Source organism: Sphingobacterium composti (genome assembly GCF_009829075.1).
GTDB classification, from domain to species: domain Bacteria; phylum Bacteroidota; class Bacteroidia; order Sphingobacteriales; family Sphingobacteriaceae; genus Sphingobacterium; species Sphingobacterium composti.
Genome location: NZ_WUQZ01000009.1, coordinates 98,144 through 112,653, shown reverse-complemented (window position 1 = coordinate 112,653; position 14,510 = coordinate 98,144). Strand labels below are relative to the sequence as shown.

Below are 14,510 nucleotides of genomic sequence, written 5' to 3'. Positions count from 1 at the left end.
ATCCGACGATTGAACCAAGGATGGGGTAGTTACTTCAAGTTAAGTGAATCGCGAAGCATATTTGAAATCCTAGACGAGTGGACACGTAGCCGTGTTAGACTGTGCTACTGGAGCCAATGGAAACGGACCAAGACCCGTGTGAAGGAGCTTAAGAAACTGGGGTGACTTCTAACAAAGCTTATCAATGGGGTAATACCCGTAAAGGTCCGTGGCGAACGGTAAATAGCCCAATCTTGAAACGAACGCTTACCAATGCATTCTTAAAGAAAGAAGGACTACTATATCTTACCGATATAATAGTCCCAAAGACTGTTAATGTTTAATGAACCGCAGTATGCCGAACGGCACGTACGGTGGTGTGAGGGGTCAGGTAATCAAATAATGATTACCTTCCTACTCTATAATAATTAAACACGTATTCTACACAAAATGCACATGTTGATAATGTCTTTGCAATCTCTTTTTGTTATTAGCATCTAAATGCGCCGCCACAGCCCAAATAGCCGCAGGTAACCAGCCAATCAATGTAAATTGAAGAATAATACAAAGTATACCTACTAATATCTTGCCTCTCAAGAAAAAAGATAGCCAAGGAAATAGAACTGCTATAAGTATCATCATGCTTGGCGAAATTAAACTAAAGGATTTTCTTCTTCAGCGACTGTTTCTGTTTGAGTAGGCTCATCTTCTTTGCGCTCCACGATAATTTTGCATTCTGCTACAATAGCAGCTATGGCGCCAACAGCTGCAAAGATTGGCGCTAAAAATACCCCTACGATACCAATCGAAACTGGAAAGCTGATAATTTCTTTTTCATTTTTGTCTGCAATCGTAATCTTCGTTACGTTCGCTTCTTTGAAAAGTTCTTTTACTTTCTTAAGTAAATTCTCTCCCGAAATATTGAATGTTTCTTTATATGCCATGACTTTAAATGTTTATGTTTTTAACAAATATCTTTATGATTATGTTTCAAAAGTATGGGTCTATTTATTCGAATTTTATTGTTTTTAGGCGAAGCAAGAAAGCTATTCGGTAAAAGGGGCTTTTGCTTCGGTTAATAATTACGATTTTGGCGGTTTTTTTTGGTAAATAAAAAAAATACATAATCGAATCATGAGAAGAGATATTATTAAATAATAAACTAAAATACGTATTAATATAGTTCTTCTTATTCAAGTATCATCTTATAGACTAAGTTTTACTTATAATTTGAATTTCACAGTTTTTAAACACTGATAATAAAATTTTGATTTTATAAGATGTTTAATATTATCACAGAGTATCTATGGAATTTATGATGAATGAGTATATTGCCATAATTCAGAAAAATTGAAACTAATATCTATTCTCTTTTTTAACATATAATACCATTATTTTTAACGTTTGTCACTTTAAAAAAATATTTTTAATATTATCAATAGGCGAACACAGAAGAATGGCTATCGCAGTCACCGAATAATTTTTAAAGATGAGTAGAAGACATATAGGAAATGGTTATTATGTGATTCATAATAATTGTATTACAAGATTTGATAGCGTCCAAGAGATATTTAAGAAATATTATAGAACAATTGATTTTCCAACATTTACAGTTATTACTTCGTTAGATCGTCCCACAATCACATATTTCAAAGACAAAAATCATGTGTATGTAGATAGTTTTATGAATGAATTTACTATTCTCGAAGATGCAAATCCAGATGATTTTAACATTTTGGATTTGGAAAAGGGATTTTCAAATTCAGGTAATCAAGATTATGTGTATGATAGAAAATTACCTTACTTATTGAAAGATGTTGTAAAATTATCCTCCTACTATCAAAAAGTAAATGATAAAATCTATTTTGGATATACACATCTTGTAGAAGAAGTCGATGTTGATTCATTTAAGATTGTTCATCCTGATATGAATTTTGCTCGTGATAAAGACTTTTTCTATTTCAAAGATAAAAGAGTTCCGGAGATTGATATTTCAACTTTTAAGTTTTTGGATGCTTGTTTTACAGATGAATATTATCAAAATCAAGATGTCTGTTGGTATGCAGTGGATAGTAAAAATGCGTATTTCGTAAATAGTATTGCTGATAAAATAAAAGTCATTAAGACTAAGAATCCATCTAATTTTGGATTCGAAATTGTAGACGAAATTGGCTATGGAGTAGATGGAGATATACGTTATTATTATGGAAAGCGTATAAGGAGAAAATAAGTATAAATAATAATAGCGAGATTTTTTCTCGCTATTATTATTTATACTGTTTTGATATCTATCAAATCTCGAATTGCTACCGAAGCAATGGCTCCGCCAAAAGCGGCTGGTAAATAGGACATCGTGCCATAAGCCGATTTTTTGTAATTACTTCCATCGGTATACAATAGGGAGGCTTTGTCTGGTAATTCAGTTGAGAAGGCAACTTTTACACCTTTTCTAATATCGTGCTTCCGTAATTTTTTGCGGATGTGTTGCGCTAATTTACAATTATATGTGTCGCTGATATCGGCAATTTTGATTTTTGTAGGATCTACCTTGCCACCAGCACCCATTGAGCTAACAAACGGAATCCCTGCTGCATAAGCTTGACGTATCAAAAATAATTTCGGGGTGATACTATCAATAGCCTCTACGATATAATCTGGTTTTTCAGCGATAAGCATTTCAACACGGTCAGGAATCACAAATTCTTCGTAGACTGTCAAGTCCAATTCTGGGTTGATATCCAACAAGCGTTGTTTCATGATTTGCGCTTTTGCTACGCCGTGATTTGTAGCCAGTGCAGGAAGCTGTCTGTTGCGGTTCGATGGGTCAACGGTATCTCCATCAATAATAGTCATTTTGCCGACACCCGCACGCGCGATAAATTCTGCAGCAAATGAACCTACACCGCCCAATCCCAAAACCAAAACATGCGAATTTGCTAATTTTTCTAAAGCCTCACGGCCGATTAATGCTTCTGTTCTTGACAACCAAGATAAATCTTTCATTCTATATTATTGTATCTAAATACGTTCTGAAAATTTCTGACTATTTGTTCTTGCAAATCGGACATGCTGATTTTTCGAACGCTGCAAAAATAAGAATAAATATCTACTACATTAGTAGATTTATTGTCAGTTTCGAAGAAAATTTTGTTTAACTCAACAGATTTTATAAAGTCATCTTGATTTCTTTTGAGAATAGAAGTGCCTAAACTAACATAATAGCCTTGATTTAGAATAGAATTCCCTAATTCTGCTTTTTTATTAAATCCATGAAAAATAATAGGAACGGTTGCTTTTTGGTCTTTCAGAATAGCAAAAATCTCTTGGTAAGCATGTACACAATGTATTATCAAAGGTTTTTGCAATTCTTTCGCCAACTGTATTTGTTTCTCAAAGATTTCAGTTTGCAAGTTCCAATCGGTTTCTATGATTTTGTCTAATCCACATTCGCCAATTGCCAGGACATTTTCTTTAGAAGCCTGTGATTTTAATAATTCAAATTGTGCCTCGATATCATCATTTACATACCAAGGATGAATCCCTACCGAACAAGGTTGCGCTGGAAAATCTTCTTTTCCAATGATACAATTTAGTAATTGAAAAGTGTCAGGATTTTCTTGAAGTTGATGTGTATGAATATCGATGTAGGACAACATAGACGCAATTTACTAAAAGAAATGAGGAAGAAGTGTAAATAATGTTGAAATATTTTGCTAAAAATTTTAGTAAAATAAGATTTTGAATACCTAGTTTTGCAGTATGTTTTTGAATTGCAAGACTTGGTTTAGTTTTCATTATGGCACATATGAGCCGAAGCAATTAATAGCGCAAGCCAAAAGTTTAGGTATTACATCTTTGGCTTTGACTAATATTAATTCGACGGCAGATTGTTGGGATTTTGTGCATAAATGTCAAATTGAGGGCATTAAACCTATTATTGGTACGGAAGTACGCAATGATGACAAGTTTTGTTATGTGTTATTAGCTCAAAATAATGCAGGATTGTTAGCCATACACACATTCTTATCTTATCACAAACAGCGTAATATTCCTTTTCCTGTTCGACCAAGTTTTACAGCTCAAGACGTCTGGGTGATTTATCGTTACGAAGAGCATATTTTGCAGCAGCAATTTGGGGCTAATGAACTCATAGGTTTGGATATTCCGGATTTGAATAACTTGACTTGTCAGTTGCATTTGCATCTCGACAAATTTGTGATTTTGCATCCCGTTACTTTTCAAGACAGGACTTATTATGATGTACATCGTATTTTGCGTGCTATAGCCAAGAATACTTTGCTTTCCAAATTGACGAAGGAGGATTATGCAGGTGAAGGAGAGGTACTATTGGAGGAGCAAGAATTGGTTAGTGCTTTTGCGCGCTTCCCTTCGGTGATTTCGAAGACTATGCAGGTGGTCAATTCTTGTTCCATCGAAATGGAATTCCACACGGACAAGAATCGAAAATACTTCACGACTTCAGCAGAAGATGATGCTTCATTATTGCGAAAATTAGCGATGGAAGGATGTAAAGTGCGCTATGGATTCCAAAATAAAGTAGCGCTTGAGCGTGTTGAGAAAGAACTCAAAATGATTTCGGATTTGGGTTTCAATGCTTATTTTCTGATAGTTTGGGATATTTTGCGCTATGCGTGTGAACGAGGATTTTATCATGTAGGGCGTGGAAGTGGGGCTAATTCAGTCGTGGCATATTGCCTTCGCATTACAGATGTAGACCCAATAAAGTTGGATTTGTATTTCGAACGTTTTTTGAATCCTAATCGTACTTCTCCACCAGATTTTGATATTGATTTCAGTTGGCAAGACCGTGATGCCATTTTTGAATATATGTTCATGCGCTACGGAAGGCAGTATGTTTCGTTATTGGGAATGTATTCGACCTTCCAACGTCGCGCTATTATTCGAGAATTGGGAAAAGTTTTTGGACTTCCAAAAGAGGAAATTGACCGTTTGGTCGGTGCTAGAGAGTGGAGTTCAGAAGATAAATATCAGCGATGGATTAAGAAATATGGCGAGTTGCTAGTAAATTTTCCAACAAATATTTCGGTACATGCGGGCGGTGTTTTGATTAGCGAAAAACCGTTGAATCAATATGCGGTCACCGAATTGCCACCTAAAGGTTTTGTGACAGCGCATATGGATATGTTTGAAGCGGATAGGATAGGATTGTACAAGTTTGATATTCTGAGTCAACGTGGATTGGGGCATATCAAAGATGCGTTGGAATTAATTGCCAAAAATCGTGGAAAACATATTGATATTCATCAAGTGGATGATTTTTTTAATGATCCAAAATTGGCGAAGAAAATTCGTGAAGCGGATACCATTGGCTGTTTTTATATCGAAAGTCCTGCTATGCGTCAACTTTTGGGCAAGTTGAAATGTTCGGATTATATAACGCTTGTTGCTGCGAGTTCAATTATTCGTCCCGGTGTGGCACAATCGGGCATGATGAAGCAGTATATTGAGCGTTATCACGATAGGGATAAGGTCGTGTATTTACATCCAAAGATGAAGGAGTTGCTCGAAGAAACGTACGGTGTTATGGTCTATCAAGAAGATGTGATTAAAGTGGCGCATCATTTTGGTGGTATTTCGCTCGATGAAGCGGATATCTTGCGTCGGGCGATGAGTGGCAAATACCGTTCGGAGAATAAATTTGAAAAGCTTCGAAAGAAATTTTTTGCCAATTGTCGTGAATTTGGTTATGAAGAGTCTGTCACAGCAGAAGTTTGGCGACAAATGGAAAGTTTTGGCGGTTATTCTTTTGCGAAGGGGCATTCGGCTTCTTTTGCAGTCGAAAGTTACCAAAGTCTTTTTCTCAAAACCTATTATCCCCAAGAATTTTATGTAGCGGTTATTAACAATTTTGGTGGTTTCTATCGCACGGAATTTTATTTTCATGAGCTGCGTCGCAATGGGGGAGATATTCAGCTTCCATGTTTGAATCATAGCGATTATCTCACAAATATTCATGGCAATAAAGTATATGTCGGTTTTATTCATTTGCAAGGTTTGGAAGAACGTTTTGCGCATCAAATTGTTTCGGAGCGAAAGCAAAATGGTGTTTATCGTGATTTGCAAGATGTTTTCCAACGTTTGCATCCTTCACCCGAACAGTTGAATTTGCTGATTCGAATTGGTGCGTTGCGGTTTACGGGATTGGATAAGAAAACATTGCTTTGGGAATCAAATTTCAAAAGTAAACGCGTAGAAAAGGAAGTGCCAGTCAGTTTATTTGCTACGGATGAACCACATTTTTCGTTGCCAACTTTCGAAGAAGACCGTTTGGAAGATTTGAAAGATGAATTGGATTTGTTGGGATTTGTCGTAGGTGATTTTTTTGAATTATTGGAAGAAAAAAACTTGACTGGCGTAATTAAAGCCAAAGATTTACCAGCGTATTTAGGACAGCAAATTAAAATCGTTGGTCGATTTGTGACGTTAAAGGAAACCTGGACTATTAAAAATGAGCGGATGTGTTTCGGAACTTTTTTGGACGCAGAGGGGGACTGGTTAGATACCGTACACTTTCCACCTGTTTATAAGCAATACCCATTTTTAGGCGCAGGTTTTTATGAAATTCACGGACGTGTGTTGAAAGAATTTGGAGTATATAGCGTAGAAGTGTTAAGTATGCGGAAGCTAGGGTATAAGTTTGGAGCTAAGAAAAGATAGAAATAAATCACAAAAAGATTAAAAATGAAAAAGTATTCTATTGTAATTCATCCAGCGGAGTTATTGGGTGTGATTAAGAGAATTAATCAAGGTTTAAAATCTCTAATAGGTTGGTATAGCAGTGTTAATGCCTTAGCGCATTTTACAATTTGCGAGTTTTGCGCTGATGAAACACAGTTTGAAAGTGTAAAGCAAGAAGTATCTAAACTAATTGTTAATTGGCATAAGGACGTAATACTTTTAAATTCATTTGACTCCTTTACAAGCGGTGCTTTTTACGTAAAGCCAGATGAGAATTCTAGTCTTTATTTAAAAGCTTTGTTTAAAGCTATAGCTGTCAAAGTAAAAGAAATAATTCCGGATGCTTATATCTGTACGACACCACATTTATCCATTGGAAGAAGATTAAATAAAGAACAGTTACAAGTCGCTAAAGATACTTTTACTACTTATTCAAGTTCATTTTTATGCGATGGGGTAATGCTTCGAGAATTTAATCCCGTTAGAAAGCAGTATGATTTGAAGGAGTTTATTAGTTTTTAACTCTTGTTTAACAAAAATTACCATAGCGACAAGTTAACTTTATCCTAATAATTTTTGAGCCAAATGAAGGAAAAACTATTTTTTGTCGTAATATGCTTTAGTTTATTGTGTACTTCCTGCACGCGTATTTTTTATAAAGTTTATGGTATTGAACTTGCAGATGAATTAGATGAAAGTAAATACGGCTCTAACTTGTCTCAATTGAAATCCCTATATCCAGAAGGTAATATAACGAGTTTGATTAGTACTGTTAATAATTTTCAACAAGTTAATCAATCGTTTGCTGATTTAGGGAGTAAGAATTTGTCTCAGCCAGTGCAGATATTGTATTTCGAAAATAAACAATTGTTTTCTTATCATCTTAATTGTTATGCAAGAGGAGGCTGGATGGGAAATTTAGATTGGAATTATGATCATAAATTTGATAGCTATGTTCCCAAAACAGCCTATACAATACCTGATTCGATGTCCGCAAATTTAGATGATTTATTAACTATCTATAGATTAGAACAAACTCCTTCGAAAGATGTTATTGTATTATTTTGGTCGAATATGTTTAAAAAACATGTGATTAGTGCTTTTCAAACAGTAGTTAATAACATAAAAGCACATGCAAAATATGAAAACCCTCAAATCATTTTAATAAATATTGACGAATATTTGATTCAAGAATTTTTACAAGAAAAGGAATAGCTATGCTATTCCTTTTCTTCTTTTTTATCATTCTCTTGTTTCAGATCCTCATAAGGATTGACTTCAGATTCATTGATTTCTTTGTAGGTCATACTCGTTTCCGGTTGCTCGCCATCAGGAGTCTCTACATTGATATCCACTTCAATTTTCTTTTTGTTCTTGGGTAAACGAACGATTCCCCATTTCATCAAAAGTTCTTGCGTAGAATTGCGTTTCAAATGTTCTTTTTCGGGCTCTCCGATTAAGAAACCAAAAGCTTCCATCGAAGGTATCGCATCAAAAACAACTTTTAGGGTCGCAATAAAAGGCAATGCTAAAATTAAACCAGCTAAACCGAACAACATACCGCCAATCAAGATGCCGACGATGGCCATTAGAGGATTGATACTTACTTTACTGCCTACAATATTTGGCGTAATGATATTTCCCTCAAGAAATTGTACTACTTGAAACCACGCAATCACTCCGACTGCATACCAAGCGCTATCCTTCACGGCAAGTGCAAATAGGGCTGGAAGTATTGAACCAATAGCAATTCCGATGTAAGGTAATAGCATTAAAAGAGACGCTAACGAACCAAAGAACCACGCATAATCAATGCCCATCAGCATCAAACCGCCAGTATTTAGAATAGCTACGATACCCATTACGGTGATTAATCCAACTAAGTAACTTTGAACGACCTCGTAAATTTTATTCAATACTTCATTCACTTTACGTTGAGGGGTTGATTTGAATGCTTTGAAGAAAAATTCACGAAAGAAGTCACGGTAATACAACATAAAGAAACAGTACAACGGAACCAAAATCGCATTTGCCAATGTATTTCCTAACGAACCAAACGTCGAAGTAATCATACCACCAGCATTTTCCATGGACTTGTTGCCTTGCTCGCGCAATTTGTCCATTACCTGATTACGTTCAATGCCAAATTTTTCTTGTAACCAAGTTTGACCTTGTTCAAGCACAGACAACACCTTACCAGTTATTGAAGATGCATCTTTTCCGATAATGATACTTTGATGGACTATAAACCAGATAATTCCTGAAATAATAGCAATTGCTACTATCACTGCGAGTAAAGCCGCAAAAGCTTTTCCCAATCTCAATTTCTCAAAAAGTCGAGCTAGTGGAAACAGTGAAATAGAAATTAAAGTAGCAAAAAGTAAAGGAATCAATAAACTTTGCGAAACATACATTAATCCAAGGATTAATACCAATGCAAAAAGGCTCGATGCCAAATTGATGGAATACGGTTTTTTAGATGGTTGTGCATCCATATTTATTTGGTTAATAGTGCTGTGTGTTTTTAGTTTTTTCCCAATAATAAATATACAATAAAGCTAAGAATACTACAATCGCATTTCCATAAAGAATTTGCGGTATTCGATTTATTATATCATGATAAATATAACCTGCAAATAATGCGCCAAAACCAATTCCGATTTCTAAAGCAATATACATTGTTGCCATCGCCCTCCCTCTGTGGTTGGGGTCCGATAGGTCAATAGTCCATGCATTTAATGCTGGAGATAAGATTCCACTTCCTACTCCGAATACTGCGGCTCCTAAAATTAAGTAATTAATACTTTTTCCAAAACCTAAAATAATCAAAGAAATTGTCATAATAATTACGCCAATTCGCATCATAATCGTACGACCATGTTGGTCAGCGGCTTTGCGAGATAACAACCGTATAGCCACCGAGGCAATCGTGTACACTGTAAAGAAAAGCCCTTTATTTGCGATTCCTAAATTTTCACTCCAATCAGGGATTAATGTTAAAATAACACCAGAAGAACTGTAGCATAACAGCATTACGATAGCGGCAGGAAGCACTTTTACTTCGAGTATATCTTTTTTTGTGATTGTCAGCATAGAAACGTGAAATTTACTTTTGTTTTTCAGCGTCTCTTTCATGTTGAATACAATAATAATTGACAAAAAAGCAAATGCAGATGAACTATAAAACATAGCATCCAAACTATATGCTTGCGCTACAAATCCTCCTAAAGCTGGACCGATGGCACTGCCTAAACTGTAACAAAGTCCGTGCATACCCAAAGCTTCACCCCAACGATTGGAGGGTATGATATCTGCAATGTAAGCAGCTGTCGCTGTAGGCTTAAATCCTGTGGAAAAGCCGTGAATTAAGCGTAGTAAAAAAAATCCCGATAAACTGCTCAGAATAGGATACAAAAATCCACAAATGACACAGACAATAGAGCCAATTGCCATGACAGGTACACGTCCCCATTTATCCGTTAGTTTACCACTAAACGGACGCGATATTCCAGCTGTCAGTGTAAATAATGCGATAATCAGTCCTTTGTGTTCTGCTCCACCTAGAGATGTGAGGTAATTGGGCAATTCAGGAATAATCATATTGAAACTCGCTGAGAATAAGAGTGTACTCAGGCAAAGTAGAAAAAATGAAGCGGTGTAAATCGATCCGTTTTGCTCGGAATCCATAGTTTTGTGTGTTTCTTATTTGAGTTGTTGTCTGCTGATTTCAGAACAAAATATTGTCGCTGCTATTGCAACATTTAAAGATTCAGCTTCTCCGACACGTGGAATAGTAACTGCTGTATCTATCTTCGAAATTAAATTTGGACGGATGCCATTTCCCTCATTTCCCATGATAATCAACCCTTCATTTCCAAAGTCAGTTTTATATATGGAATCACCATTAAGCAAAGCTCCAAAAGTCGGCAATGTATTTTTTTTAATAAATTTTTCTAAATCCACATAATACAACTGCACGCGTGAAAGGGATCCCATTGTTGCTTGTACGACTTTAGGGTTGTAGGCATCGACAGTTCCGATGGAACAAATTATATGTTTGATGCCAAACCATTCTGCAGTGCGTATGATGGTGCCGAGATTGCCAGGGTCTTGAACATCATCTAATACTAAGCTGTGTTTGCCATATAAATCTTGTTTTTTAAGCTCATTATTTTGAGGAATCTCTACAAGGGCTAGAGCACCCTGTGGTGTCTTTAGACCACTAATTTTAGAGAATTCTTGTTCGCTAACTTCCTCTAATTTTATATTATGCGGGATTTTATCCAACTTTGTTAGCGCTTGTGGGGTAGCGTATATTTTTTGTACCTTGTATGAAGAATTGACGAACTCTAATACGGATTTAATTCCCTCAACTACAAAAACTTGATGTTGTAAACGGAATTTCTTGTTTTGTAACGAAGTAATTAAACTTATTTGAGCTTTTGATAACATCGAATTAATGAATAAAAAGAGTAGACTATTTTTTATTGCAAGTATAGCATTTTTACTTTTATTTTTTGAATCTTGCCGTTCCGCAAAATATTTAGAAGAAGATCAAGCTCTGGTTACAAAAGTTGATTTGGAAGGTTTTCCTGTACATTTAAAGGAAGATGCATACCAATATATTTCGAATGAAATTCGCCCTAATTCAGCGTTGAATTTAACTATCTATAATATATTCAACACTCGTGCGGGTAGGTACAAGACTGAAAAGCTACGTTCTGTGGGGGAAGCACCTCGTATTTTAGACACTTCGTTAGTCGAATTATCAGCTATTCAAATTCAACGATTTTTGCACACACGGGGATATTTTAGAGCTCAAGTTACCTCGAATATTACTGTTGCAAACAAAAAATCTAAGATTAATTTTGAAGCAATTCCTGATTCCGTATTTCGAATTGGTAAGATTACGACAAATTTTGATGCAGATTATACCGCAAATGTTTATAAGAAAAATGTAGAAGATAAATCTAATTTAAAAACTGGTATATCATATAATGTTAATGATTTTGCTGAGTTGCGTGAATCTTTGTACGATGCCATGCGCAACGAAGGATATTACGACTATTTGAGACAGTATATGCGTATTGCGGTAGACACGAATCGTAATGCCGAAACCGCAGATATTGAGATTCAAGTTTCTGTGCCAGACTCAACCACACTTAAGGCTTATCGAATCAATGATGTTTCATTAAAGATTAATAAATATGACGGTACAATTTCTACAAGTACGGAAGTAGTCAGAGATTCAATTTATGGTATTGATGTCGTAGATCACAGTTCCAGATACAAACTTAAACCTCTTGCACGTTATATGTATTTGCGTGAAGGAGATAAATATAGTCTTGGAAACGAGAATTTGTCTTACGATAGATTGTACGAAATGAATGGATTTCGTAGCGTCAAGATTAATTACGAAAAGGAAGGCGACAGTCTCTTAAATGTAAATTATGAATTGACGCCTCGGTCATTGATGTCAAATCAGATTGAAGGTGAATATACTTTTAGCTCAGGAATGAGCGGATTCAATATAGGAAATACATTTTCTCACCGAAATATCTTCGGTGGTTCCGAATTGTTGGAGTTGAAGTTGAAATACGGTGTTCTCTTTGATCCAAGATTGCCAGGTAAATTATCACAAAAGGTTTTTAATAATGATTTTCAAGCAGGAGTGAGTTTAGTTATTCCACGTATGCTCTTGCCTTTTGGCTGGGGGAATACAGGAAGATTTGGATTACCGAGAACAACACTATCTTCGAATATCCAATTTTTTGATCAGGATCGCACGTATACAAATAGTTATTTTATTAATACCTTGAATTATTCTTGGTGGCAGACACCAAATTTGCAACACAGTTATACGCCTATTGTTGTAGAATATCGCGATGGTCAGTTTGATGCCGCTTTCAGAGCAGAGCTAGAACAAGAAGGTTATCAATTGTATATTGCTTCCAATGACAGACAATATTTTGGATTAGGCGCTCAATATGCACTGACTTACAATGCAAAGAAGTTGCAAACCCTTGATAATTTTCAGTTTTTTCGAGGATCTTTTGATATGAGTGGATCTACTTTGGGGCTTTTGAATAATGTTTTAAATTTCCAGAAAAGTGCTGATGGTTCCAAGACAATATTCGGTGTGACCTATCTTCAATATATCAAAGGTGAAATAGATTACCGACTATATAAACATTTCGGTGGCAATCAACAGTTGATATTTCGGTTTAATGGTGGAGCTATTGTTCCTTATGGCAATAATTCGAGTTTATTGATATTTGAGAAAAGCTTTTATGCAGGAGGTATGAATGGTATTCGTGCTTGGCAAGCACGTACATTGGGTCCTGGAAATTATAATAGAAGTTCAATTCGAGAGGATTTACGTGTGAATCTACGCAATTTGGATCAGTTGGGCGAAATGAAATTAGAATCCAACCTAGAATATAGATTCCGGATCTTGAATAGATTTTTAGGGGCAAAGCTCAATGGAGCGACATTTTTGGATATGGGGAATGTTTGGCTGCTTCGTGAGAATGAATTGAATAAGGGCGGTGTTTTTAAATTCGATAAGTTTTTTTCTCAGATAGCAGTGGGAACAGGATTTGGTTTGCGGTTCGATATGGACTATTTTACTATTCGTTTGGATGCTGGATTGAAAATCAAGGATCCACAATTTTCAGGCAAAAATCAATGGGTAATCCAACATTTATTCAATTCTAAAGAATTCAAAGCAGATTATTTCAATACCCACAGACCTGATCGCTACAGTTTATTCCAATATAATTTTGGAGTAGGCCTACCTTTTTAAAATAGATTTTTCATAACCTGAAATGCACTTTCTAAAATCTGTGTAACAGATAGTCCTTTGCTATAAGAGAAATAACCATATACAATAGCTAAAATGATGAAGGTAATAAGTAATCTTTTAGCAGCATACGCAACCAATAAAATAAGTGCTGGAATAATCAAGAGCAATAGACCATTAATTTTAAGTGGTGTGATTTTATTCTCTTTCTTGTATAGGAAATATAGTTTACCAGTTGTTTTTTCTTGATTTTTATGTTTAAAATATACAAAAGTAGAGCTTTCTATAGCATGAGAAGGTACTGCTACACCATCATGAAAAGCCAATGATTGCTCAAAACCATTGATAGTAAACTTAAATGTTCCATTTATATAATCTAAGGCTGCATCCGCTGAATCGACTGCCACAATCGCAATTTTGCCATTGGAGGTAAGATTTTCTTTAATGACAAAATTATCAATTCGTTGAAAAGTAGCTTGCGCCTTAACGACTGCCGTACTCAAAATTAGCAATAAGACTATATAATAATTTCTCATATCAATAATTCACAGCAATATTACAAAATAATTCAGGGATTAGTTGGGATATTTGGCGTTTTTATTGGTTAAATTATTTTTGAAATGTAGATATACTTTGTACATTTGCATTAGTTAAAAAAGAGCATATTATTATGGAAAATACTACAGCACAAAGACAACCGAAAACAACTGATAACAATGCTAATCAAACGCATTACTATGTGACGTTGACTATTGCTATTATCCTTGGTTTATTTGGTGTGTTTGTAAGATTCGTGCCAGATGAAGTGAGCGCATTGAATCAATATACTTTTTTGTTTTCTTTGATAGCTAATGTTGCAATCGTTATTGCTTCGATTATAGCATTCAAGGTTGTTTTTAAAATTTTAGGTTTCGGTACAAAATAAGAGTAGACTTTTCGGAATACTCCTTAAAAAATATTTATAAAAGCAGCGAATTTACTTCGCTGCTTTTATTTTTACAGAAATATT

The 14,510-nt window shown here is 35.3% G+C and carries 15 protein-coding genes; 7 read left to right on the top strand and 8 right to left on the bottom strand.

Going from position 1 to position 14,510, the window contains the following annotated elements; genetic code table 11:
• The first annotated feature begins 9 nt into the window (after positions 1-9).
• Positions 10-165, top strand: a complete 156-nt coding sequence (locus GOQ17_RS16590; RefSeq protein ID WP_394350605.1) for a group II intron maturase-specific domain-containing protein — start codon at positions 10-12, stop codon at positions 163-165.
• Between the two features lie 255 nt (positions 166-420).
• Here the strand turns inward: GOQ17_RS16590 and GOQ17_RS08480 are convergent, their stop codons facing one another.
• The gene (locus GOQ17_RS08480) at positions 421-621 is read right to left on the bottom strand and encodes a YqaE/Pmp3 family membrane protein (protein ID WP_236537102.1); all 201 of its coding nucleotides are present in this window, start codon (positions 619-621) and stop codon (positions 421-423) included.
• An 11-nt stretch (positions 622-632) separates the two neighbouring features.
• The gene (locus GOQ17_RS08475) at positions 633-923 is read right to left on the bottom strand and encodes a DUF4342 domain-containing protein (protein ID WP_159636896.1); all 291 of its coding nucleotides are present in this window, start codon (positions 921-923) and stop codon (positions 633-635) included.
• Between the two features lie 545 nt (positions 924-1,468).
• On the opposite strand from GOQ17_RS08475, the gene GOQ17_RS08470 reads away from it, so the two are divergent.
• Positions 1,469-2,209 carry a DKNYY domain-containing protein gene (locus tag GOQ17_RS08470; RefSeq protein WP_159636895.1) on the top strand — a complete coding sequence of 247 codons (741 nt, stop codon included), beginning with the start codon at positions 1,469-1,471 and terminating at the stop codon, positions 2,207-2,209.
• Between the two features lie 41 nt (positions 2,210-2,250).
• On the opposite strand, the gene GOQ17_RS08465 is transcribed toward GOQ17_RS08470, so the two are convergent.
• Complete coding sequence (locus tag GOQ17_RS08465) at positions 2,251-2,982, bottom strand: tRNA threonylcarbamoyladenosine dehydratase (RefSeq protein WP_159636894.1); 732 nt, start codon at positions 2,980-2,982, stop codon at positions 2,251-2,253.
• Positions 2,979-3,635 carry a TatD family hydrolase gene (locus GOQ17_RS08460; protein ID WP_159636892.1) on the bottom strand — a complete coding sequence of 219 codons (657 nt, stop codon included), beginning with the start codon at positions 3,633-3,635 and terminating at the stop codon, positions 2,979-2,981. The genes GOQ17_RS08465 and GOQ17_RS08460 overlap by 4 nt, the downstream gene beginning before the upstream one ends.
• 103 nt (positions 3,636-3,738) lie before the next feature.
• Here GOQ17_RS08460 and GOQ17_RS08455 point away from each other — a divergent pair, with 103 nt between their 5' ends.
• The 3 genes from GOQ17_RS08455 to GOQ17_RS08445 all read left to right on the top strand — a co-directional run bounded on the left by GOQ17_RS08455 (position 3,739) and on the right by GOQ17_RS08445 (position 7,914).
• Positions 3,739-6,678, top strand: a complete 2,940-nt coding sequence (locus GOQ17_RS08455) for a DNA polymerase III subunit alpha (RefSeq protein WP_159636891.1) — start codon at positions 3,739-3,741, stop codon at positions 6,676-6,678.
• A 24-nt stretch (positions 6,679-6,702) separates the two neighbouring features.
• Complete coding sequence (locus tag GOQ17_RS08450; RefSeq protein WP_159636890.1) at positions 6,703-7,221, top strand: 2'-5' RNA ligase family protein; 519 nt, start codon at positions 6,703-6,705, stop codon at positions 7,219-7,221.
• Between the two features lie 63 nt (positions 7,222-7,284).
• On the top strand, positions 7,285-7,914 hold the full coding sequence (locus tag GOQ17_RS08445; protein WP_159636889.1) for a hypothetical protein: 630 nt from the start codon (positions 7,285-7,287) through the stop codon (positions 7,912-7,914).
• Between the two features lie 5 nt (positions 7,915-7,919).
• On the opposite strand, the gene GOQ17_RS08440 is transcribed toward GOQ17_RS08445, so the two are convergent.
• The 3 genes from GOQ17_RS08440 to GOQ17_RS08430 are packed head-to-tail and all read right to left on the bottom strand — an operon-like array spanning position 7,920 to position 11,151.
• On the bottom strand, positions 7,920-9,194 hold the full coding sequence (locus GOQ17_RS08440) for an AI-2E family transporter (protein WP_159636888.1): 1,275 nt from the start codon (positions 9,192-9,194) through the stop codon (positions 7,920-7,922).
• A gap of 10 nt (positions 9,195-9,204) precedes the next feature.
• Positions 9,205-10,386 carry an MFS transporter gene (locus GOQ17_RS08435; protein ID WP_159636887.1) on the bottom strand — a complete coding sequence of 394 codons (1,182 nt, stop codon included), beginning with the start codon at positions 10,384-10,386 and terminating at the stop codon, positions 9,205-9,207.
• A gap of 15 nt (positions 10,387-10,401) precedes the next feature.
• Positions 10,402-11,151 carry a TrmH family RNA methyltransferase gene (locus GOQ17_RS08430; RefSeq protein WP_159636885.1) on the bottom strand — a complete coding sequence of 250 codons (750 nt, stop codon included), beginning with the start codon at positions 11,149-11,151 and terminating at the stop codon, positions 10,402-10,404.
• Between the two features lie 7 nt (positions 11,152-11,158).
• On the opposite strand from GOQ17_RS08430, the gene tamL reads away from it, so the two are divergent.
• Positions 11,159-13,504, top strand: a complete 2,346-nt coding sequence (gene tamL, locus GOQ17_RS08425) for a translocation and assembly module lipoprotein TamL (RefSeq protein ID WP_159636884.1) — start codon at positions 11,159-11,161, stop codon at positions 13,502-13,504.
• Here the strand turns inward: tamL and GOQ17_RS08420 are convergent.
• Positions 13,501-14,037, bottom strand: a complete 537-nt coding sequence (locus tag GOQ17_RS08420; protein ID WP_159636883.1) for a hypothetical protein — start codon at positions 14,035-14,037, stop codon at positions 13,501-13,503. The genes tamL and GOQ17_RS08420 overlap by 4 nt on opposite strands.
• Before the next feature lie 134 nt (positions 14,038-14,171).
• Between GOQ17_RS08420 and GOQ17_RS08415 the strand changes: the two genes are divergently transcribed.
• Complete coding sequence (locus tag GOQ17_RS08415) at positions 14,172-14,426, top strand: hypothetical protein (RefSeq protein ID WP_159636882.1); 255 nt, start codon at positions 14,172-14,174, stop codon at positions 14,424-14,426.
• Positions 14,427-14,510 lie beyond the last annotated feature (84 nt).

Bases quoted from the DNA above. Each gene is read 5' to 3' on its own strand.
- GOQ17_RS08430 (WP_159636885.1), bottom strand. From the start codon at position 11,151: ATGTTATCAAAAGCTCAAATAAGTTTAATTACTTCGTTACAAAACAAG.
- GOQ17_RS08445 (WP_159636889.1), top strand. From the start codon at position 7,285: ATGAAGGAAAAACTATTTTTTGTCGTAATATGCTTTAGTTTATTGTGT.
- tamL (WP_159636884.1), top strand. From the start codon at position 11,159: ATGAATAAAAAGAGTAGACTATTTTTTATTGCAAGTATAGCATTTTTA.
- GOQ17_RS08440 (WP_159636888.1), bottom strand. From the start codon at position 9,194: ATGGATGCACAACCATCTAAAAAACCGTATTCCATCAATTTGGCATCG.
- GOQ17_RS08470 (WP_159636895.1), top strand. From the start codon at position 1,469: ATGAGTAGAAGACATATAGGAAATGGTTATTATGTGATTCATAATAAT.
- GOQ17_RS08460 (WP_159636892.1), bottom strand. From the start codon at position 3,635: ATGTTGTCCTACATCGATATTCATACACATCAACTTCAAGAAAATCCT.
- GOQ17_RS08420 (WP_159636883.1), bottom strand. From the start codon at position 14,037: ATGAGAAATTATTATATAGTCTTATTGCTAATTTTGAGTACGGCAGTC.
- GOQ17_RS08465 (WP_159636894.1), bottom strand. From the start codon at position 2,982: ATGAAAGATTTATCTTGGTTGTCAAGAACAGAAGCATTAATCGGCCGT.
- GOQ17_RS08435 (WP_159636887.1), bottom strand. From the start codon at position 10,386: ATGGATTCCGAGCAAAACGGATCGATTTACACCGCTTCATTTTTTCTA.
- GOQ17_RS08450 (WP_159636890.1), top strand. From the start codon at position 6,703: ATGAAAAAGTATTCTATTGTAATTCATCCAGCGGAGTTATTGGGTGTG.
- GOQ17_RS08455 (WP_159636891.1), top strand. From the start codon at position 3,739: ATGTTTTTGAATTGCAAGACTTGGTTTAGTTTTCATTATGGCACATAT.
- GOQ17_RS08475 (WP_159636896.1), bottom strand. From the start codon at position 923: ATGGCATATAAAGAAACATTCAATATTTCGGGAGAGAATTTACTTAAG.
- GOQ17_RS08415 (WP_159636882.1), top strand. From the start codon at position 14,172: ATGGAAAATACTACAGCACAAAGACAACCGAAAACAACTGATAACAAT.
- GOQ17_RS08480 (WP_236537102.1), bottom strand. From the start codon at position 621: ATGATGATACTTATAGCAGTTCTATTTCCTTGGCTATCTTTTTTCTTG.